Source organism: Cysteiniphilum halobium (genome assembly GCF_003574425.1).
Classification (GTDB): Bacteria; Pseudomonadota; Gammaproteobacteria; order Francisellales; family Francisellaceae; genus Caedibacter; species Caedibacter halobius.
The window spans coordinates 1-22279 of the sequence record NZ_QLIU01000051.1 but is presented as its reverse complement, the minus strand read 5'-3'; the positions used below and the strand labels follow the sequence as shown (position 1 = coordinate 22279).

Genomic DNA, 22279 nt, shown 5'->3' with positions numbered 1-22279 from the left:
TAGGACATTTACTTTTTGTTTAATAGCTCACTGGTCATTTTGATCATGTCATAATGGTTTGGTGAGGGTAAACTGTCTTGATAGACAATATTAGATGACGGAATTTTCAATGTGTGCAGCATATAGCCTAACAACTGACTATAAATTAGATACTGCCTTCTTAATAAAGAACCTGTTGAAAAACTACGACTCTTAGCAACATACACTAAGACTATATATTTCCTATTAGGGTGCTTAGCTATCCATTCTTTTATTTTGTTATAGTCAACATGACTTAAGCCATAACTATCTGGTTTTAATTTTAGGCTAAACTCCCATTTTGTACGTTTATTTTGCTGCAAATATTTATAATTATTTGATGGAGAGGTGTCGCTATTTACGTGACTATTCGATTGCTTAGTTCCCTGCGCTTGATTACGCACAGTCATACTAGATAAAAAACCTAAAACCATATTAAAAAATACATACATAATTAAAACAATAACCATTAAAGAGACATAACTCACCCAAAAAGTTGTTTTATTACCGCCATGATAAGCAAAGACTTTTCTTTTCACAAATAACTCCTAAATGAAGATCGTTGAGCAAAAGTAGTTCATTCGACAGATAATGCCTTCTATCCTAATTTAAAATTAGCAAGGTCATTTTATCGATTTACTTCTTACTTTGTCATGTGTATAAATTTCAATACATCACGAGTTTCTCCAGCAAGCTCATATAGATTAACAAGTGCTTCATATGCATTAACCTTATCTTTAATTTTTTCTACCAAAGCCAAGTACAACCCTCGTTCAGAGTTTAATAAATCTAATAGCGGCCTATTCCCTGAAAAAAATTCCTTTTTATATAATTTATTAACTTTTTTATATTTTGAGGCAGTCAATAGATTAATAGCATAATTCTCACGCATTCGTTGATAAACAATCAAATTATTCTCTAATTGCTGATTAATATTGCGCATAGCCATTGTCAGTTTATCTTCAGCTAGAAATTGACTTTGTGCTGCACTATTGATAGCTGCTGAATTATATCCTCCTGTAAAGATAGGCATTGTGATACTGATACTTCCACTTAGCTTGGGAGATTGAACCGATCGACTCCATTGCGTTGCCCCTGCATTGGCGCTAATGGTTGGATAGTCTTGGCTTATCGCCTCTTCATGGTTGAATCTTGCTTGAGACACTTCAGCTTTAAGTCGCTTTAATAGCAAACTATGCTGATATATATAATTAAGTGTTAAATGACTTAATTTTGGAAATGACCTTTTCTGAGCGATACTTTGATAAAATTTATAATTATGCTGACGATCACTAGACAATCCAGTAATTGTTTCAAGATCAACTTTAGCTTTTTGTAGTCTAAGCTCGCCATTGCTTAAAAAATTATGCGCTTCATCAACAGCGACCTTTGATCGCAATAAATCTGACATGATTGACAGCCCAGCATCGACTCTCTTATTGACTTTGTCCGCAATATTCCTAACACGTGCCAAATAGGCTTTATCAACAATCACCAGCTCAGCATATTGTATGTATACAAGGTAGCTTTTAATGACTTTAGCCGCCACCATCTGATTTGTTATATCACGTTGCCATTGACTTGCTTGCAATGCACTGTCTTGCGCCTCATAAGCAGAATAGCGCTTGCCAAAATCATAAATCGTATAGACTGCTGAAATATTGATATTAGGCACATCAGAGTCTGGGGTTGTATAATCACTACCTTCAAGATAATGAAAATTGGCAAAACTTAAAGTCCCTTGTAATTGTGGCCAATATTTAGAGTCTGCCTGCTTGAGCTTTGCTTTGGCAATTTTTTCCTGAATTTTAGATACATCTACTGACAAATCATAATGTAATGCTTTATTAATCGCCTCAGATAATTCAACATAAATAGATATGTCACTTGCTGATTTATGTGGTGTTGTCTTCTTTTTCCCTACCACAGATAAACGGGCTTTTAAAAGCATTTGTGCTGTCGGATACAATACACTCAAATCACCTGATTTACTACTAGGTGTTTTTAAAGCCGATAGCTTTTGTGGCCAATTTGCATTGAATACCTCTTTAATTTCCGCAGGCATGAATTCAATATATGAAAACGACGATTTTTGATCTGCTGTCACCATAGTTGACACCATACTTAATAAGCTAACCAAAGCTACCTTAAAAAACTTATTCATAGTAAACCCTTATATAATAGCAATTAGCCTTGCTCATTGAGCATCTTTTCTAAGCTGAACTTAATCTGAGACATTTGTTGCAGTAAATTAAGTGATATACCTGATGATTGCGCAGTGGTCGCTTTTTCAATTCGTTCGACATCATCAATAACTACCGCTTGAAATTTACGGAAAGTTGACATTAAATCACTCATTAAAACACTCATCTCCTCAACTCGGTGATGAGATTCTTTAATCAGAACATCTGTCGTATTGGTATTGTAAGAAATAATATCAATCATTTTTTGACTAACTATTGGCAGATCATCGGCAATCTGCAGTATCATCTTATTTATTGTTTCAAAAATATCAATACATTGTGGGAAATAGCTATCGAGCTTCAGATTAATTGATGCTATAAGGTCATTATTTTGCTGTTGAATGCTTTGTTGAGAGCTATGTAAAGCTGACATCATCTCATTATTCTTTTGCAATAATTCAGTAACCTGAGGCAACGTTTCATTCAATAGTTTAAACGTTGGCTTAGCACCTTGGTTCATTAAATTATTGCCATTAATTGGCTCATTAATCAATACATTATTATCTAACACCCAGGTCTTAACTTGCTGAGTAAAATCAGTTGTTGCTCTTGCTAAAATAATCGCAAAAAGTCCAACAATTAAAGAAAATAGTAACCCCAACAATGAGGCCGAAAATGCCGTTGACATTCCGGCTAATGGTGCAGTTAATGAATTAAGTATATTTGATGCACTCGACATATTCAGCACATCAGATACTTTACTCATAGTACGCATCATCCCAATAAATGTTCCAAGCAACCCTAGACCAATTAAAGTTGCAGACATGTATTCTAATGCTTTAATACTCCAGCTTTTATATTCGCGCCACTCCTCAATAAGCGCCTCCAAAGCATTACTGCTACTCCCTAACAGGTTATAAAATCTTGCCCCGAAAATACTTTTTAGCGCTTTCCCATCGCTAAATGGCGTCTCACTCGCAACTTCTTTCTGCCATAGATTAGCATGTTTTCTTAGCTGAATTGCGCTGCAAATAGCATATAAAACAGCAAGCAAGCACCCTGCTACAATAAGTGTATTAATCACGGTATTATGTGAAATAACCACGATTAATGCATTAACATCAACCACAGCAAAAGCAATCATCAGCACACCCATAGCAATAATGAGTGCTGAAAAATTTTTAATCTTTGTCATTGTATTTACCTTTTTTATAGATCAAATTAGCCAACCATAGCAGCTTCATGATTTGTATTATCTACTGCACTGTGATGGTCATTACTATGTTCTGAAACCGTATTACGTTGACTATACACATCGATGGTTTTGCCATTGGCATTATATTGGTAGTGTGTTCTATCAACCTGTGTAAAAGAGCCACCATGTAACCAAGCAATGTCTGAGAAGTTATCAACATCGAGTTCATAATGATTATTGCTATCTGCGCGATGCTGATGAATGAAGTTATCTAAATCAAATGTCCAGGTGTTACCTCCACCATCTTTGATCATATTTTTAATATCGAATGTTTCAAAATTGTGAAAGTCTTCAAATAAATCCTCAACATTTAAATCCTTATTCACATGTATCTGACGAGTCAAGCGCAAGGTATCATCACCATCAGCTCCATCAAAACTATTATTGTTTTGACCAAAACGCTTTTCTAAACTTGCCAAAGAAGAGAAATCAAATACATCATCATGTTTTGTGCCAATAACGTCAAATTCTGATTGTAACTGCCCATTTTGAGAGATATTGTCGCTAACCCCTCCCGTGTCAACGCTATAACTGTTACCTCCCTTACCATCTAAATGGAAATCAATCTGCTGATTCAAACAACTAAAATCAACCGTCATCTTCTGCTGATATGACCCTGAATTATACGACTGAATTGAAAGATCAAGCTTGGCATTACCAAAATAGATATGACTATCTAAACTAACATTACTGTTAGAGTAGTTTAGAAGACTAGACTCGGTGTCACTACCATAAAAATCAAACGTTTTAAGGCTGCCATTAGCATAATTTCCAGCGTTAAAGTTCAGCACATCTAGGTGACCATTGATCGTATCGGTACTATCACTACCATAAGCATAATCTTTGGTAATAGACTCTCTACCTGCTACAGCTCTTAAATCAACCGTTAACTTTTGAAAATAATTTGTCGAACCATTATTAAAGGTATTATCGTCATATTGCCCCTGTCCTAAATACTGATTAACGCCGATATCAAGTTCATAATAGTTTTTGTGCCCAGTATTATTAAAGTTATAGCTATCATTACCTGCTCCTGCATACACAAAATTATCAGCATTGTTATATCCTGTGATAGTATCATCGCCATGCCCGCCTTGCACCCTACGCACATGATGCGTAACATCACTCACGCCAGTTCGCTGATCAGTTACTAAATCATTATTAAGATCAATCGTTAGTGCATCACTCATTTTAGAATATGATAATACAGAGCCAGTCAAACCATTTGTATGCGTATCAAAGCTTACCACTTCATAATCCGGCATATCAAATATGTTATTACCTACCATCGCATGAATATCAACAAAACTCATACCCGCATGTGTTGCATCAACACTTAGATTAGCATTAGCTACATTTATATTAAGATAATTAGAATTTGTATTAAAAACGATTTTTTCAACCGAGCTAAATTGGCTGGCATTATAACCACCTGTACTATAGAAAGTTCCTTGATGTTGCCCATTAATAGTCACCTGACTGCTATTGTATGTTCCACTCAATATAAGCTCGTCATCGCCATCGCCACCTGCCAAGTTATAGTTCCCATACGAGCCATCTTCATAAGAAAAAATATCATTACCTTTGCCACCATTGATTTGATAGGTCATTCCCGATGTTCGGTTATAATCCACACCTGTATAGTGACTTTTGAGATGGAAAAAGTCATCATATTGACTACCTATGATATTGGTAAATGTAACATGTGGCGCTGAACCAGTACTTGCTTCGAACGTATCGATACCGCCACCTGTTTTAGTAACTGTTCCCAAATCAGTCATTGTAATAGCAGCATCTTGATTATCATAACTTATCTGATTATTAAAGTTAAAGTTACCAATCGCTCCTTCTGAATGTTGCTGATAATTTGCATCATTGCCCTTGGTTGAGATAACTATATTATCCTGCCCTTGTAAGGTTAATTGTCCATCATAATGATCTGATAAACGATAGGTTGCATTACCTTGCTGTGTACCAATAATATTTTGAATATGTGTCACCGTATTAGCTAAATATGAGCCGCTACTATCAGTGATCACACCATTTTGTAGATCAACATTCAATCCCAAATTGGCAACACTTGATAAATCAACGGTGTTATTATGACTGCCAACATCACCACCGATAATTGACATTCCATAGGCGCCACTGAGGATAAAGGTGTTATTGTCACCATAAGCTACAGCGCTAAAGCCATAATTACCCTGCGTAAACGTAGTATTCCCTGTGTTTAAACCTTTAATTTCAGTTAATTGACCGCTTTGCAAAATTCCTAAAACACCTTGATCTGAATCTATCACACCGCTTTTTAGATTAACATCCAAAGTAGCGACATCATGACTGACCGAAGAATCCGAATAATCTATGATGAGCTGCCCACCATGTACTATGTAATTGACGGGTTGCATACCAGCATAAAAACTATTGTGAACAGTTGTTACACCTTGATAACTTTCCACAGCAATACTCCCGTTAACCCCTGACTTTGCCGTACCAATATTCACTTCAGAAGTTTGTGCATATAACTTAAGATCAATATCATTATTTGCTCCCTGCTCAAATGCAATATTGATCGTATCATTTATGCCATCGGCATCTCCTTTGAAATTGACGACTCCGCTGTAATAGTTAACTGTATTACTTTTGCCGTGCCCTTCAATATAAGCATTTGCTGATTTGTTTTGTCCTATATTATAAATATTAATCGTATTTGAATGATTGCCATTCCCTCCACCAATAAACGCCGTATGCGCGCCATCAGCATAAAAAGTATTATGTGAAGCATTACCTCCACCAATAACCGTTAAATTGCCATTATTATTAACGTGCACTTCACCGCCTAACTCACCGATGACAACTCCATTAACAGCACCATTGACAGTGTCACTTCCTAGTGACGTATTTGATGCAGAGCGCTTATCTATCGACATTTCATTACCGTCAACACTGATATTAGTTACACCATTTAAGCCTGAATAATTGATCTTGCCCGAACCACCAAAGCTAATATGATCATTACCTTGACTACCAACAACTTCATCAATACCTTTGCCTGTATTTATATTATCATCTGAGGCACTTGTGATGAATTGATCATTATGATTTGTACCAATATATTGTTCTACATTTTCAACATGATCTTGCTTATTACCGCTATGTACAATATCGCCATTAGTAAGATCAACCACAATACCATCAACAGCTTCTGTTGAATCTACAGGATTAGTTGATACAAAGTCGATGTGCTTTAGATCAAAGTTAATACCGGTATTTTTAGCGCTCAAATCACTGTAATCAACCGTATCACTACCTTGACCACCATCAAAAACAACTTCACCACCATGAGAAATGAAATGATCATCGCCTTTCCCCGCTTCAAAAGTTGCTTGAGTTGTTGTACTACTTATAAATGTATCTGATGCTGAACTTCCTCTAATAACTTCTATATTTTTTAATGTTTGTTCAATTTTTTCTATACCGTTATTAAAAGTACCACTAAAGCTATTGCCCCCGTCATCTGATCCAGTAATCGTCACGCCATTAAGATGATTGCTATAATCAACAGTATCATTACCTGCATTTCCATCATAACTATCATTACCTCGATCTGAGGCTAAAATAATGTCATCAAATTGGCTGCCTGTGATCTCTTGAGCATTTGGATGAGTTCCCAACATAAAAGTACCATCACCATCTGTTGTTTGATATGGATTGTCCGTAACATCAAGTTTAATGACATACTCAGTACGTCCTTGCTTATCAGCAGGGCTAAAGTGAATGGTAATAATTTGATACGCACTTGTATCAGATGTGTCGTAATCAATGGCAAACTGATTTTTTGATAAATTAGGCTGCATATCACCCGTGATAATTGTAATATTGGACGTGCCACTGCCCTTGATATTGGTAATCTCAGAACCTGGTGGCAGCTCAAATATTTTTTGCAAATTTGTTTCTTGCTTAGATGCCCCCACCTGATTGGCATCAATCGTCCAGCCATGATGCGCTTTAGACAAATCCAATATAACTGGCTTTAACTGACCTTTTTGTCCCAGAGCTTCGCCCGAGCCTCCCGCCTTGACAGTATGATTTGCATCATCATATTGCGGCTTTGGAATATACATGCTCAAGTCAGGCGATACGGTTAACTTGGGTGGCACTGTTGGATTATTGCTGCGCGCAATTTCATTATGACTATTATTTTGGCTTTGAGCTTCAACAACTGGAACATCTGTAGCTGTAATATTATTATCATCACTCTGTGATGCATTTAAAAGCTTATCAGTTGACTCATTAACATCACTTTGCAATTGCAAATTACTTCCATCTTCATTTATGCTATCCTCAGCACTTTCCGCTTCATTAATCACATAAACTTTTGTTTGTGCATCAACATTCGGTGTTATATCTTGCTGGCTCTGCTTATGTGTTAGGTGACCGTCTGTATTAATAATATCGGCCGAGGCAATATCTAGCACCTGCTGCGCGGTTAATGTTTTACCATCATTAAAGTCAAGCTCAAATGCTTTTTTATCAAGATTAGCAAGTTGTCCCCCAAATACAAGATGATAAACCTCACCATTGTGTGACTCAATTAGAATATCCTGGCCATCTAAAGCAAATTTGGCTTGCGCAAAATCAATTGGTAGATGGTTGTCTTGAAATGTTTTTAGCAAAATTATCTTTTGAGAAGAGGGATCTTGTAAATCTTTCTCTGTAATCTGTGTACTCATTTGAACTTTCCCACGTTTAAAAATAAAAAATTAAAAATCTATATTTTGAACAACTAAACCCCAAACGTATAACTTATTCCAAGCGTAAATGCTTGAATTGGATTAGTGTTATCTTGTCCTGCCTGGGGGAATATTGCTCTGTCTTTCTTGCCCCAGATAATTGATATAGGGTGATGCCCATTGTTAATATCAGTTTTTTCATAAGTACCCTCCCCATAACTAGTGCTTGTTTTAACGATTCCACGATTTACTTAAAAAATTAAAAACATTGACTTCTGTTTTATAGAAGTTTTCCTCAAACTCCGATGGCTTATCATCAGCTAACTTTAACTGTCCATTTATCAATTTGACCTGATTTTTACGCAAATACTTATTAATCGTTGACACTGCATACCCTGTTAATTGAGATGCCTGTGTAACAGTAATTCCCGCTGCAGCAAAGTTATCTAATAACCTTCTGACCGAGCATTTGTGCACCTCTCTAGCGTACTGAATAAAAGATTCCTTATTTTTTCCCATCGATACAGCCCTGATTCTATACTTTACCTGCCCTATTTAGCGAAATAATGAATCAAATAGCATCAAGCCATCCACGTCAATCCAACAAGAACACCTAAACCATTAATATTATGGTTGTGTCCCATTATCGCGATACTTGGCATGTACTGTGCTTGAATACTGACAGATAGATGACGATTCAAATTATAGGCACTACCTAAACCAATATCATACAAATAAATCAAGCTGCCAAAATTAGCGACAAGACTTAGGTTCTGGCTAAGGTATTTACTAAGGTATAGCTCAGGAACTGGCAAAACTGCGTTGCCATTGTTTTTGATAAAGTTATAAATTCTAACACCTGCGCCATAATGCACAGATTGCCAATTATCAGTGCCAAACATCCAACCATAATCAAGATCCTGAACATAATAATCACTACGATCGGTATTATAGGTTTGTGTTAAAACGTCTGCTTTATTCTGGCGCATACTCCAATAGCCATTGCCAATGGCTATTCTAAAGCCATTTGTTACTGGATGATCATTTGAGATCGAAGTGGCATTACCAATTGTAAAAAAAATCAATGCCCCAAAAATTACCATTATTTTTAACACAACTTTCTTCCTCCTTTATTTAACCTTTGATATTAGCAAGCAGAATCAACACTCCCCACACTCTTAGCGACACTATAACCAGACAAAATCACATAAATATGTACAAATATGTACTAACTGTAAAATATTGACCATTAGGTTGCTAGGAGACTAAATAATAGCAATATGATTTATTAGGAATGCACTCCACTAACTTCATTTTAAGTTGTGGACCGCCTTTTGGCTTAAAGTGTAGTAGCCCACTCTGTATCATCATCCCAAAGCGTTCGCTTTTGAATATCTGACCAAATCATCCAAATTTGCTCAGAGGTAACATTGCTGTAGGTTTTTCTAAACTCTTCATATACATCATTTTTTACCTTTATACCAATTAGTTACTTATTAAAATTTCACCCACAGCATGAGAACCAAAGCTACAAGTAATAAAAATATTGCCATTATTCGATGTAGCTATAGAGTTGCAGCTATTATACTCAAAATAGCGCTGCCAGGTCGCACCATTGTCATATGAGACTGCAACGCCATAGGTTGGGCTTGGTGCAGAAATTGAATTCAAACCTATGTATATAGCACTTCCACTCAGATATATTGCTTGTATTGAATAACCATCAAGTTCAGTTACCCCGCTTGTCATATTACTCCAATTTGCTCCACCATCAGTCGTTACATACAGACCATTCTTTCTAGTCCCAACATAGAGCTTATTATTTTTTAAATAAACCGATTCAATAGCTTTTCCAGTCAAAAGTTGCTTATCATAAGAACCATCCTCATTAAATACTAACAATGCTCCTGTAAAGCCGCCACCTTGCTGTGTCCATGTGTAGAACTTATCATCAGTTACATATATCTTTGCATAACCATCCATAATGCCATTATAGGTTCTGGCCCAAGTAACACCATGATCTGAAGATATATAAACCCCGTCATTACCATAATCATCTGTCACAGCATATAAATATTTACCATCATCAGTCCCAGCAATAGCAGCAATCCAACCGTGTAATTTACTATCATTTACTCTCTGCCAAGAGCTGCCACTATCATTAGAAATATAAATTCCAACTGGGGAAGCAATATACATATATGCGCCATTTACATACATATCATTTATTTGCATGTTAAAAGGTAAAGATGATCCCTGTCCGTGAGGGGCTATATATGTTGCCCAACTAGCACCATTATCATCAGAAATTGCCCACCCACTTGTCTGACCAAAAGATGTTAAGCCATATAGTTTATGATTAGCTGAAAAAAATTTATGCACTGCCTCAAGAGGGTTATATTGACGTTCAAATGTTGCTCCTTTGTCATGAGATACCCACATGCCTCCGGTGTTTCCATCTCCCACATATATGCTACTTTTATCACAGGTTAATGCTCTAATATTCATCGTCTCAATTGCTGAAACTCTTTGCCATGTTTCTCCTCCATCTATCGAAAACTCTAGCCCTCCATGCCATGTCGTATCACTAGGGTCATGGATTGGCGCATAAATTTTATTATCGAGAAAACAAAAGCCACTGGCATAAGAGTATCCCGCATTAAATTCTTTTCCTATCGCTTTATTATCCCATGTTTTTCCACCATCTGATGTGATAGATAAACCATTGTCGGTTCCCACATAAATTTTATCATTGTGCTTACTGATGGATTCAACCGCATTGTCTACTAGACCATTTGCTGCTTTTTTTATAACTTGCCATGTAGCACCGTTATCATCAGAAATCGACAAACCGCCATTATTGTAATCACCAGCGTATATCGTGCTGCTATCAACATAGATTGAGCCTATTTTATTACCACCTAATCCAGTTGATTGATCAATATTATTCCAAGTCCCGCCCCCGTCATTTGATATGGAAATACCACCATCAGTACCTAAAATAATTTCTTTACCACTGACATAAACTGAATTGACATAATCGTTGATAATACCATCTACTGTTTTAATATTACGCCACGTTACGCCATTGTCATTAGATATAGCAAGACCAGCACCATTTGTTCCTACATATATAGTGTTTGCATCAACATAAGTGCTGTTTATCATACGTACACCTAGTTTATCTTTGCCATAAGTATGCCAAGATTTACCACCATTACTTGATATAGATAAGCCATCAAATGTTGCAGCATATACCACACCATTTTTTAGATAAAATGACCCTTGTGTGTTACTTGCTATATATGCATTGTTAGCTAACTTCAAATCTATAAATTTAGGGAATATATCTACGCCAAGCATAATTCCTGCACTATTATTGCCATTACTTTTGGTGTCACCATATGCTAAAGAATATAGTTTCTCCTCATTTGTCATTACATTTGGCGCTGTATAAGTGTAACTATTGTTACAATAACTTTGACCTAACAAAGTTATACCACAATTATTATTAGTTGATGCGACTAAACTCCCATCATTTGGCAGTATACTCATCGCTAAGTGATCAAGGCTTAATGAACTATTATTTCTCGCCTTTAATGGAATCTCTATCGATTCACCGCTACTAATTAGTAAGTGATAACTATCAGACATTTGCAGCTGACTAGATGACGATGACCCCAACATTAATTGATTCACTTGATCAGCGTTATTCGCTGAAATCTGAAGCTCACCACTACCCGATGGATAGTTCTCCAAGCTGCCATCAATGATAATGCTACAACTATCACCTCCATTTAACGTCATGCCATTAACGCAGGTACTGGCAGGATCTTGGGTAACGCCTGATAGTGCGGGAATGCTAAACTGCACATCTGTTGCAGGCACCACCGAGCTATTGCTAATCTGAATAGTTTTATGCATACCTGGCACGATCGTAATGTGTTGACTATCTAAGCTTAAAAATTGAGATTGTGCTTTGGTCATTTGCGATTTAAAGCCTGATAAGGCATCTTCTGGGTTAATCGACAACACAGGACGCAATATTTGTAAACTTTTTGAAACTTCCGTTTGACTATTAACTGCAACTTTAATATCAATCGCTTGATTACTTGCCATATCTGCAGCTTTAACATCAAAGGTGCAATTTTCTGAAGGTTTAAGAATAACGCCAGAACACGTATTATTTATAATTGATGCACCTGTGGCAGCAATGCTCGTACCACTTTGATAGGCAGCGACACTCAGACCTGAAACACCCTTATCAGCGCCTGTTAACTCAGGAACATCTTGAGCACTGTTGTTGGTTAACACATAATGCTTTATACCACCACTACCCAACACCGAAGAATCTGTGCTTAATGCAAGCTTAACTACCTCCGGCGGCTCTGCAATCACATCTACCGGAATACTTAATTGATTAATGGAGTCACTTGAACGTATTGTTAACACCGCTTTACTACCAACGACGGCACTAGCACTCGCGGTTAACACAATAACTGCTGAAGCACCTGGTGCTAACTGACTGGGAATATTTGATGCAGTCTTATCTATGCTCACACCATCACCTGCTTGTAGCTCAACATCAAAGTCATTTGCCTGCTTGTTACCCGCATTGGTAACTGTAATTTGCAAACTATGTGATGTTTCAATATTCACGTGTGTTTGACTTGGTACTAAGGTGGCTGTTGTGGTCACGGCACTTTTCTTATTCCCGTCATCCGAATTACAGCCAAACAGCAACATACTAGAAATAATTACTGGTATTAATTTTGTTATCTTCATTACTTACACATCTCCACTTTACTTAATTTATTCAACTTGTCAGTCACCGCACTTCAAATGCTTAAAACCAAGTATAGAACAGAAAAACATCTAATTTATGTAAATATGTGTATTAATTGTAAAGTATCGATATTAGTTACCAGAAACTGCTGCTTTAATGTGTTTATAGGTATACTTAACGAAACTAATTACGAATTATCTTTAGTGAATAACACCACACCACATTCTTGCTCCACCACCGCCTAGTGCTTCTGGATGGTCAGAGTAGTTGTCACTACCGGCATGGATCATTAGGCTATGCCCTTTAATTTCACTTAAATTATGTATTCTGGGCGCAAACACTGGGGAGTTAGCATCACCCGCATTATCAACATACAATACAGGAAGATCACCCAGATGCCCATCACCATAAGGCCCTTGATGACTCTTTGTTTTGTTGGGATCCCAATGCCCACCAGCTGCCTTACCTTCATTAGCACAGCTGGGGTTTTGATGAATATGAAACCCATGCGCTGTTGATGCAACCAAGCCGTGAAGTTTAGGCGTAAACAACAATCCATTATCATATGCTGTAACAGTTACTGTCCCAATATAAGCATGACTAGCTGAAGTGCTATACATCTTGATAATGATGTTTTTCTGTTCCTTGACTTTTGATTTTTTACTCGTAACATGCGTGCCTGACTGTGCCATGCTTGAGGAAACCATCAAGCATGATACTAATAAAGCCGTACTCAACATATTTAAGGTTTTCATTCTAGCGTCCCCACGATGATTAGAATTTACATTTTATGTTGCATTAGTGCTGCCTCAACATACTTTCTGTATTCCGAATGTGCTTGGTTAAATTGCGCAAGCATTATTTCTTGGACTTCTTTTGTCGCATGCACCAACCCTCTAGCAATATTATGTGCTAATTGTTGTTTTTGCGATTCACTCATCAATTGAAATAAATCGCCTGCTTGCGTGTAGTTATCTTCATCTTGCGCATCATAATAGCCAATATCACCGGACTGTTTTAAAGGTGGCTCTTGATATTGAGGTGCCTCAGTTGGTGCACTAGTTTGTTGATTAGGATAAAAGTTCACACTATTATCTTGAGAGACATCTAAGTCAGTACCGGCCATCACGCCATCGCGCTGATAGTTATGCATTGGGCATTTTGGTGCATTGACTGGCAAGTGATGCGCGTTAACACCTACGCGATAACGATGTGCATCTTGATAAGCGAGCAGCCTTGCTTGCAACATTTTATCGGGAGAGGCTCCCGTACCTGGGACAAGATTATTTGGGGCAAAGGTGGATTGCTCAACTTCAGCAAAATAGTTTTCAACATTACGATTTAACTCAAGTACACCGATCTGTTTTAATGGGAAATCAGCATGTGGCCAGACTTTGGTTAAATCAAAAGGATTAATATGATAATTATAAGCTTGTTGTTCCGTCATCACCTGAATTTTAACATCCCATTTAGGAAAGTCACCTTTGGCAATCGCATCAAAAAGATCTTTCTGCGCACCAAACCCAGGCATTTTAGCTGCTTCTTCATCCGTTAAGTTTTCAATCCCTTGCTGGGTTTTAAAATGCCATTTCACCCAAAACCTCTCACCCTTAGCATTATATAAACTCAAAGTATGCGAGCCAAACATATGCATATGACGATAGCTCTTAGGAATACCACGATCAGACATTAAAATCGTCATTTGATGTAAAGATTGTGGATTTTTAGACCAGAACTCATACATCGCTGCAGGGTCTGATAAATTGGTCTGTGGGTTTTTCTTTTGTGAATGGATAAAATCTGGAAATTTACTTGGATCTCTTAGAAAGAAAATTGGCGTGTTATTGCCGACAATATCGTAATTTCCTTGTTGAGTGTAAAACTTAATCGCAGTGCCTCTTGGATCTCGGGCATAATCGCTTGAATCCTGACCACCCCCAACCGTTGAGAAACGAATAAACACATCGGTTTGCTTACCCTTACCCTGTAGAAAATCAGCAATGCTTAAATGTGACAAGTCCTCTGCTAAAGTAAACACACCATAAGCACCTGAGCCACGTGCATGAACAACGCGCTCAGGTATGCGCTCACGATTAAAGTGCGCGAGCTTCTCAAACAACCTGAAATTATCAAAGGTTAACGGCCCACGTTCACCAGCACTAATACTGGTATTATCATTAGGCACTGGTGCACCATTATTGGTAGTTAGATATTTCTTGTCCATCATAAACTCTCCTTATTGTTATGAGTAAAATATTTAAAAAACTTTATACTCCCAAGCTTAGCAGTACTACAATCTATATAGAAATATATTATATTTTAATTTTTAATATATTTTACTTATTTATCTGCCAGCACTAAAAAACGAATGAATTGGTAACGATCCTCCCTGTTTTTAAAGTTGTCCCTAAACAACCACAATTTTAAACGCTTATGGGGTGTAAGTTTGCACTCCAAATATAACGTACCTGCTATCATAATGCTACGACGAACTGTCACATCATTATACCAATGATCTCCATATTGTAAGTGGATCTTACGTGCATGCACAGTTTCAATTAAAGCGATAGCATGGAGCTTCTTACTCAATAAATAACTTAATAGCATACCAATAAATGCAGTTCCCCATAGAAATAATGCGCTATAAAAAAGCACTGCATGTAATAGATGAAATATAATAAAAAGACAAAAAGAAAATAATAAAAAAATGAAAAGAAGCTGGATAACTGATCGCTTTAAGCGCACTTTCACCGTCGTCATTTATCTACTCTTTCGTTTTTAATGTTGTTATTGTCAGCCTTGTCGCTTCTTTGGTTGACTTGCAAAATTTAAAACTATTATTTTTCATTCTCTATTAATAACCTTATTTGTTTTATTTTAATCCAATAGTATTTTAAGCTTTTCAAAGCACCCTAAAAGCTAAATAATTTAACCTGTTGAAGTTACCTAAAAAGTATAGTCATTACTGACATAAGCTAAACAATAAAACACATAAATTTTTATTTTGTAATATAAGGAACCATTAAAGCATCTAGATTTTCTCACATAATCCATCGTATTGCTGCAAATCATTATGGCGCATCACTGTCTTTAGAATCGTCGCATATTCATCGCCTTTTAAGCCTGAGTACAACTGCAAATAGCTCGCTAAGTCATAGCCATTTAACATAATTAGCTTCGCTCTTTTCTGCCTAAACTCAGCATAGGGTGCTAAGGTGTTAAGCACACGGTAATAATTAATAATACCTGCTGTAACATCAGGGAATTTACTCACTTCATCAATTACCCCTGGCATTGGGTATTTAGGCGCAATACCACAACCTTGTGAAAAACAATGTAAGCCAAAATAATTCTTACCGTGAACCGCAAAACGTGAGCCACCCCAGTTGCTTTCAACAATTGCTTGCGCCAAAGTCAGGCTTTCCGGAATAACATTAACTCTTAACAACAAGTGCTTAATCAATCTGTTATTATTCTTTGCATGAGCGCTTAGCGCATAATCCACTGCCAACTCGTGCAAACGTGCTTTATCTTGACACGTCAGCGTAGGTGCTGATTTTAATGCCAGCAGAAAGCTTCTATCTTTGAGGATTTGTCGATTAATCGGGCATATCTTAGTAAGCATTGAGTTAATAAATGCCTGCTTTGGCAATGTCAACGCTTGTGAAATAGATAAATTATTATCCTCAAGGTTATTCATCTGCACAATGCATTGTGATGAAACACCTATGCGGTGAGCAATTCTGTCAATCATATCACCCTTTAATACCAGATATTTATAAGTATGATTATAACTACAACTTGGCGGCAGATTTAGTTTCGCTAATATCTCATGCTTACCAATATTCACATTATCAACTACTTGTATTTTCTGTTCTTTTGCTACTGGATAACTTGTCGAATTTGGTGTGTTATTTAGCGTTGTGCAAGCACTCAAAAATACAGTGCACAACATTAAGCTTTTGTTTTTTATCTTCCCCATCTCTTTTCTCTTTTCTCTTTTCTCTTTTCTCTTTTCTCTTTTCTCTTTAAAACTCCATGCCAAAAACCTTGTATCTTAACACTTAGACTCTTTTATTAAGAAGACCAATAGTAATACAAGATAATTAATACATATTGGAATAACGATAAGCATCTGGAACTGAAAATTTGCGTAAACGTATCAAAGCCAATCTGCGCTGACTTTACAGCGATATTTTAAGATGTCAAGCACCTTGCTTTCTAAGGTCGAGTTTGCTAGGATGCACATGCTTTTAATCACAGTATTGATTTGATTAATTTTCTGGAGGGGTGTCCAAGTGGGCGAATTAGTCCCCCGAGCAGTGACTAAGCTGCGAGCTAATGAGCGCCTGTAGCAGGAGCGAAAGGCTGGGTTACTTAACGAGATCACGATGATTGAGTTTAGTAACAAATCAACCACGAGTTGAACAAGTTAATTTTCTGGAGGGGTGTCCGAGTGGTTGAAGGAGCACGCCTGGAAAGCGTGTATACGTTAACGCGTATCGAGAGTTCGAATCTCTTCCCCTCCGCCACCCTACGTTCTTTGAGTTTTAGGCGGCACACCAAAAGTGAGACCAAACTGTTTCCGCTAAAGCTGTAGCACTGAAATGATTTGTTTAAGTTTAATCTGCATAGCACATGATGAGAAATTGCAGCATAAGAATTGCGCATTAATGTGAATTAAAGCAAAGAATCCTTATCAAGGAAAAGTCATAGAATAAAATATTGAAGATGGTGGTCGCTACTGGACTCGAACCAGTGACCCCTACCATGTCAAGGTAGTACTCTAACCAGACTGAGCTAAGCGACCAATGAGGCAGAATTATAATTCGTTTATAGAAAATCACAAGCCTATTTCGTGATTTTCTATAAACTTTAAGAATCAGGCACTAACACGCTCTTTCACTAGGCTATTGATGATATGATTAAGTGTCACACTTGGACGCATTACTTTTTCGATTTTTTGCGCATTCGGGTGATAGTAACCACCGATATCAACTGCAACACCTTGCGCATTATTAAGCTCAGCCACAATCTTAGCTTCATTAGCTTTAAGCGCTTCTGCTACTGGCTTAAATATCTGAGCTAATTGCGCATCTTGTGTTTGCTTAGCCAAACTTTCCGCCCAGTACATCGCCAGATAAAAATGGCTACCACGATTATCAAGCTCTCCAACTTTACGTGACGGAGATTTATTATTATCTAAGAACTTAGCATTTGCTTGATCTAATGCATTGGCTAATACGCGCACTTTGATATCATTTGTTTTATTGGCTAAATCATCTAAAGAAGCAGCTAATGCTAGAAATTCACCTAATGAATCCCAACGCAAATGATTCTCTGCCACTAATTGCTGCACATGCTTAGGCGCTGAACCACCAGCCCCTGTTTCATACAGTCCACCACCGGCTAGTAATGGTACAATTGACAACATCTTAGCACTAGTACCTAATTCTAATATTGGGAATAAATCTGTCAGATAATCACGCAGCACATTACCTGTCGCTGAGATGACATCTTTACCGGCTTTAATTGCCTTAAGCGAGAAGCGTGTAGCATCAACTGGTGACATAATATGTATCTCAAGGCCATTTGTATCATGACTTTGCAGATACGTTTTCACTTTAGCGATCAAATTCGCATCATGCGCGCGCTTTTCATCTAGCCAGAAAACAACAGGTGTATTGGTGATACGTGCACGTGACACAGCTAGTTTCACCCAGTCTTCAATCGCAACATCTTTTGTCTGGCACATGCGCCAAATATCGCCTTTTTCAACGTCATGTGATAATAAGGTATTTCCACTGGCATCAATCACACTGACTTTGCCATCAGTTGTAATTTCAAACGTCTTATCATGTGAGCCATATTCTTCTGCTTTTTTTGCCATTAAACCGACATTGGCTACACTGCCCATCGTCGTTGGATCAAAAGCACCATTTTCCTTACAAAAGTCAATCGTTTCTTGATAAACACCGGCATATGAGCGATCAGGAATCATCGCTTTTGTATCATGCAACTTGCCATCACGTCCCCACATCTTGCCAGAAGATCGAATCATCGCCGGCATTGATGCATCAATAATGACATCATTTGGTACGTGTAAGTTGGTGATTCCTTTGTCAGAGTCAACCATCGCAAGCTCAACACGCGTCTTATAAACATTCTCAAGATCCTGTTTAATCGCAACTTGCTCCGCTTCTGATAAATTCTTAATCTTGGCATAGACATCGCCAATACCATTGTTTGGGTTAACACCAAGCTTGGCAAAAACATCTGCATACTTATTAAAGACATCCTGATAGTAAATACGCACTGCATGTCCAAAAATAATCGGATCAGAGACTTTCATCATCGTTGCTTTCATATGCAGTGATAACAACACATCGTCTTTTTTAGCTAATTCAATTTGCTCAGCAAAGAATGCTGTTAATGCCTTAACCGACATTTTAGAAGCATCAATCACTTCACCTTTTAGTAATGGGAAGTCTGGCTTAAGTGTTTCACTATGCCCTGATTTATCCGTGAATACGATTTTTACCTTGGTATCATCAGCAATGACTGTTGATACTTCGCTACTATAAAAATCACCTCCTGACATGTGTGCGACATGTGATTTGGACCCTTTATCCCATGCGCCCATTGAATGTGGATGTTTTTTTGCATACTCCTTAACCGCTTTAGCCACACGACGATCTGAGTTTCCTTCACGCAGAACTGGATTTACTGCACTACCTAACACCTTCGCGAAACGCGCTTTGATCTCTTTTTCTTCAGCCGTTTTAGCATCCACCGGATAATCAGGAATAAGGTACCCTTGCGCTTGCAACTCAGCAATTGCTGCTTGCAGCTGTGGAATGGAAGCACTAATATTTGGCAACTTGATAATATTTGCACTCGGCGTTTTCGCTAACTCGCCTAGAATAGCTAGATCATCTGCATGACGCTGTACCTCAGTTAACGACTCAGGAAAATGTGCCAGAATTCTTGCTGCAAGTGAAATATCTTTTGTTTCAACCTCTATACCACAAGGCTTAGTAAACGCTTTAATCATCGGCAATAATGAATAAGTTGCCAGCATCGGCGCTTCATCCGTATGGGTATAAATTAGCTTTGTTGAGCTCATGCTTATGTCCTCTTGTATTTTGAATATTTATACCGCTCATAAACCATTTTACAACATTTCTGCTATTGAATTTTCCGCCCTTTTGGCTGATTGAATTTTGGCAATAGCGAATGCGTTAAGAAACAATGAATAGTTTCATTGTTTTAGCAAATGAGCACCCAAAGACTCTGTCAAGGGTAGCTATTACCTGCAATCCAATCACCCAAAGGCATCAAAATTTCTTCGGCACCGAACGCAAAATGATTTACAAGCGGTATAAATCAATGATTGCTACATTAAATTTGCGCCTTATCATAACAAAATATGTGCTTGAAGCCTATCTTATGTTTGACGCAATTGAATATCTTGCTATAATCGCCATGGATTGTAGATATTAACTCTCTTTAAACTTTCGTTAAATCAATTACTCGATTAAGGATATAAAAAACCATGGCTCGTCCAGGAATTTCTTACGAAGATATACTCGAGGCTATTGCTAAGCTAGAAGCACAAGGCATTACCCCTAGCATTAACAATGTACGTGATACAGTTGGTCGTGGCAGCCCGACCACTATCAGCAAGTTTTTAAAACAGTGGCGTGAAGAACGTGCAAGTGATAAACCCACAGCGACTCATAAAAATACAGAACATACTATGCAACCTGCCACAGAAAACACGATTACTGCAAAGGTGCAAGCAGCAAAAACACCTGAAGAAAAACCGCAACCAAAAACAGCAGTTAGCGACAAACCGTCAACATCTGCTAGCACAATGAAGGCACAAGACCCAATGATTCAAGCACTTCTTACGAGCTCTAATGCATTAAGTAGCGATATTCTCAGCAGCATGTCTGATGAATGGAGCATGATTTTAAACGAAAGTAATACTGAACTTAAAGTACGTAAACTATATGCTGCTTTAGTCAAAGAACAAACACGTCGCGAATCAGCAGAACAAGTTGCTAAAGAGGCACGTATTTATGCTGAAACGTTAAAAGAACAAACAACACAACGCATCTCAGACCTGCGTGATGCTTTAGAAGGACAAATCGCTTTTTTAAATGGTCAAATTCGTCAACTCAAGCGCGAATCTGAGCAAACACTTGAGTACTATCGTAAACAACTTGAAAAATCAAATGACGCATTAGCCGAGAAAAAACGCTCATAAACGAACTTAGAAATCGCCATAAAACCAAACTAAATATTTGCGCTGCCTATTTCCCACCTGTCTGTGTCGCTTAAACTTCGCTATAGTCTTGCTATGTCTGTATTTAAGACGTCTTGGTGGTAGAAAACAAATCTGCTTTGCAAACCTTCTTTTACTTTATTTTTCTCCAGTCCATTACGATTTTAATAGACGTTTATCAAACCTGAAATCTGTTAATTCAACGTCTCTAATATTGGCAAAATCCTGATGCAGTGGATTAATCAGATAATTATACTCATTAAATGGCGTAATAATTGACGGAACTTTTAGCACGCAACTGGCTTTTTGCTTAAGCCAGTTATCGCCAAGAGCACGCAAATCATGCGCATACATACCTTGAATATCGTTATTATCTAAACCAATATCTGTCGCTGTTAATAAAGACACTGCAGCGATATCAGCTGAGATAATCACCTGCTCAATCGGTGCATTAGCTGGATCATAGTGTACTAATGATTCTAAAATAGCCAAAGACTGCGACTCTGCCATATAAATAATTTGCTGTCCACGGCTATGCCAACGACCTCTCTGTACACGATGATTTTTTCATTTGAGTAGCTCCTGTAATGGTCGATTTAAAATCTTAAGGCAGAGCTTAAAATCTCTTATGCTAAAAGCTGCTCTTTGATAAGCATTAGCAATCATATCCAAGCCATACCGGAAATAGCTAGACTGTAACCGACCATGTTTTTTACGTTTGATTGGCTTTAATTTAGCGTCTTTGTATTCACCAACCTTATGTGCCCAGACTACGCCAACGGTAAGCAACGCCATTAGTTTGGAAATTTTATTTGAGTCTTTCAAATGCGTATCTTCAAAATTAAACCCTCTGCCTTTAAGTGCTTGAAAAAGATTTTCAATTTCCCAACGCATACCATAAGTTGAGACCAACTGCTCAATGGCTTCTGAGTTGCTAACAACAGCTAACAATTCACCATTAATATCTCTTGTACCCGCAAAGTAGACGTCAATCCCTGAGAACTTCCTTTTGCC

15 protein-coding genes, 2 tRNA genes and 1 pseudogene are annotated in these 22279 nt (G+C 37.6%); 2 read left to right on the top strand and 16 right to left on the bottom strand.

Translation table 11 applies throughout. The annotated features are described in order from the left end of the window. Positions 1-8: 8 nt before the first annotated feature. The 12 genes from DNK85_RS08885 to DNK85_RS08835 all read right to left on the bottom strand — a co-directional run bounded on the left by DNK85_RS08885 (position 9) and on the right by DNK85_RS08835 (position 16957). A complete protein-coding gene (locus DNK85_RS08885; protein WP_119329221.1) occupies positions 9-557 on the bottom strand; it encodes a hypothetical protein in 549 nt (182 codons plus the stop codon). Between the two features lie 104 nt (positions 558-661). After that, entirely contained in the window at positions 662-2182 is a 1521-nt protein-coding gene (locus DNK85_RS08880; RefSeq protein WP_119329220.1) for a TolC family protein, read from the bottom strand. Between the two features lie 23 nt (positions 2183-2205). Further along, positions 2206-3396, bottom strand: a complete 1191-nt coding sequence (locus DNK85_RS08875; protein WP_119329219.1) for a MotA/TolQ/ExbB proton channel family protein — start codon at positions 3394-3396, stop codon at positions 2206-2208. Between the two features lie 26 nt (positions 3397-3422). Next, positions 3423-8189 (bottom strand): beta strand repeat-containing protein, encoded by a 4767-nt coding sequence (locus DNK85_RS08870; RefSeq protein ID WP_119329218.1) that lies wholly within the window; start codon positions 8187-8189, stop codon positions 3423-3425. A 73-nt stretch (positions 8190-8262) separates the two neighbouring features. Next, complete coding sequence (locus tag DNK85_RS11915; RefSeq protein WP_268876843.1) at positions 8263-8391, bottom strand: hypothetical protein; 129 nt, start codon at positions 8389-8391, stop codon at positions 8263-8265. A 29-nt stretch (positions 8392-8420) separates the two neighbouring features. Continuing rightward, positions 8421-8708, bottom strand: coding sequence for a hypothetical protein (locus DNK85_RS08865; protein ID WP_119329217.1), 288 nt, complete (start codon positions 8706-8708; stop codon positions 8421-8423). Positions 8709-8770: 62 nt separating this feature from the next. After that, a complete protein-coding gene (locus tag DNK85_RS08860) occupies positions 8771-9304 on the bottom strand; it encodes a hypothetical protein (protein WP_162896639.1) in 534 nt (177 codons plus the stop codon). Between the two features lie 370 nt (positions 9305-9674). Then, positions 9675-12974 (bottom strand): hypothetical protein, encoded by a 3300-nt coding sequence (locus DNK85_RS08855; RefSeq protein WP_119329215.1) that lies wholly within the window; start codon positions 12972-12974, stop codon positions 9675-9677. A 201-nt stretch (positions 12975-13175) separates the two neighbouring features. After that, complete coding sequence (locus tag DNK85_RS08850; protein WP_119329214.1) at positions 13176-13730, bottom strand: superoxide dismutase family protein; 555 nt, start codon at positions 13728-13730, stop codon at positions 13176-13178. Positions 13731-13756: 26 nt separating this feature from the next. Next, on the bottom strand, positions 13757-15199 hold the full coding sequence (locus tag DNK85_RS08845; RefSeq protein WP_119329213.1) for a catalase: 1443 nt from the start codon (positions 15197-15199) through the stop codon (positions 13757-13759). A 116-nt stretch (positions 15200-15315) separates the two neighbouring features. Beyond that, entirely contained in the window at positions 15316-15735 is a 420-nt protein-coding gene (locus DNK85_RS08840; protein ID WP_119329212.1) for a hypothetical protein, read from the bottom strand. A gap of 271 nt (positions 15736-16006) precedes the next feature. After that, positions 16007-16957 (bottom strand): glucosaminidase domain-containing protein, encoded by a 951-nt coding sequence (locus tag DNK85_RS08835; protein ID WP_119329211.1) that lies wholly within the window; start codon positions 16955-16957, stop codon positions 16007-16009. A gap of 460 nt (positions 16958-17417) precedes the next feature. Here DNK85_RS08835 and DNK85_RS08830 point away from each other — a divergent pair. Then, positions 17418-17507 (top strand) — tRNA-Ser (locus tag DNK85_RS08830). 200 nt (positions 17508-17707) lie between these two features. Here DNK85_RS08830 and DNK85_RS08825 read toward each other — a convergent pair. Further along, positions 17708-17785, bottom strand: a tRNA-Val gene (locus tag DNK85_RS08825). A gap of 72 nt (positions 17786-17857) precedes the next feature. Then, positions 17858-20101, bottom strand: a complete 2244-nt coding sequence (locus tag DNK85_RS08820; RefSeq protein ID WP_119329210.1) for an NADP-dependent isocitrate dehydrogenase — start codon at positions 20099-20101, stop codon at positions 17858-17860. 429 nt (positions 20102-20530) lie between these two features. Here DNK85_RS08820 and DNK85_RS08815 point away from each other — a divergent pair, with 429 nt between their 5' ends. Then, on the top strand, positions 20531-21247 hold the full coding sequence (locus DNK85_RS08815; RefSeq protein ID WP_119329209.1) for a DNA-binding protein: 717 nt from the start codon (positions 20531-20533) through the stop codon (positions 21245-21247). Between the two features lie 174 nt (positions 21248-21421). On the opposite strand, the pseudogene DNK85_RS08810 reads toward DNK85_RS08815, so the two are convergent. Together DNK85_RS08810 and DNK85_RS12405 are read right to left on the bottom strand one after the other, a co-directional pair. Further along, positions 21422-21811 (bottom strand): annotated as a pseudogene (locus tag DNK85_RS08810) (RES family NAD+ phosphorylase); the annotation flags it as partial. Positions 21812-21832: 21 nt separating this feature from the next. Continuing rightward, on the bottom strand, positions 21833-22279 hold a 447-nt coding region (locus DNK85_RS12405), incomplete at its 5' end, for a transposase (RefSeq protein ID WP_407919670.1).

Coding starts and splice junctions, on each gene's coding strand:
- DNK85_RS08845 (WP_119329213.1), bottom strand. CDS start 15,199: ATGGACAAGAAATATCTAACTACCAATAATGGTGCACCAGTGCCTAAT.
- DNK85_RS08880 (WP_119329220.1), bottom strand. CDS start 2,182: ATGAATAAGTTTTTTAAGGTAGCTTTGGTTAGCTTATTAAGTATGGTG.
- DNK85_RS08855 (WP_119329215.1), bottom strand. CDS start 12,974: ATGAAGATAACAAAATTAATACCAGTAATTATTTCTAGTATGTTGCTG.
- DNK85_RS08870 (WP_119329218.1), bottom strand. CDS start 8,189: ATGAGTACACAGATTACAGAGAAAGATTTACAAGATCCCTCTTCTCAA.
- DNK85_RS08875 (WP_119329219.1), bottom strand. CDS start 3,396: ATGACAAAGATTAAAAATTTTTCAGCACTCATTATTGCTATGGGTGTG.
- DNK85_RS08865 (WP_119329217.1), bottom strand. CDS start 8,708: ATGGGAAAAAATAAGGAATCTTTTATTCAGTACGCTAGAGAGGTGCAC.
- DNK85_RS08820 (WP_119329210.1), bottom strand. CDS start 20,101: ATGAGCTCAACAAAGCTAATTTATACCCATACGGATGAAGCGCCGATG.
- DNK85_RS08840 (WP_119329212.1), bottom strand. CDS start 15,735: ATGACGACGGTGAAAGTGCGCTTAAAGCGATCAGTTATCCAGCTTCTT.
- DNK85_RS08850 (WP_119329214.1), bottom strand. CDS start 13,730: ATGAAAACCTTAAATATGTTGAGTACGGCTTTATTAGTATCATGCTTG.
- DNK85_RS11915 (WP_268876843.1), bottom strand. CDS start 8,391: ATGAAAAAACTGATATTAACAATGGGCATCACCCTATATCAATTATCT.
- DNK85_RS08835 (WP_119329211.1), bottom strand. CDS start 16,957: ATGGGGAAGATAAAAAACAAAAGCTTAATGTTGTGCACTGTATTTTTG.
- DNK85_RS08815 (WP_119329209.1), top strand. CDS start 20,531: ATGGCTCGTCCAGGAATTTCTTACGAAGATATACTCGAGGCTATTGCT.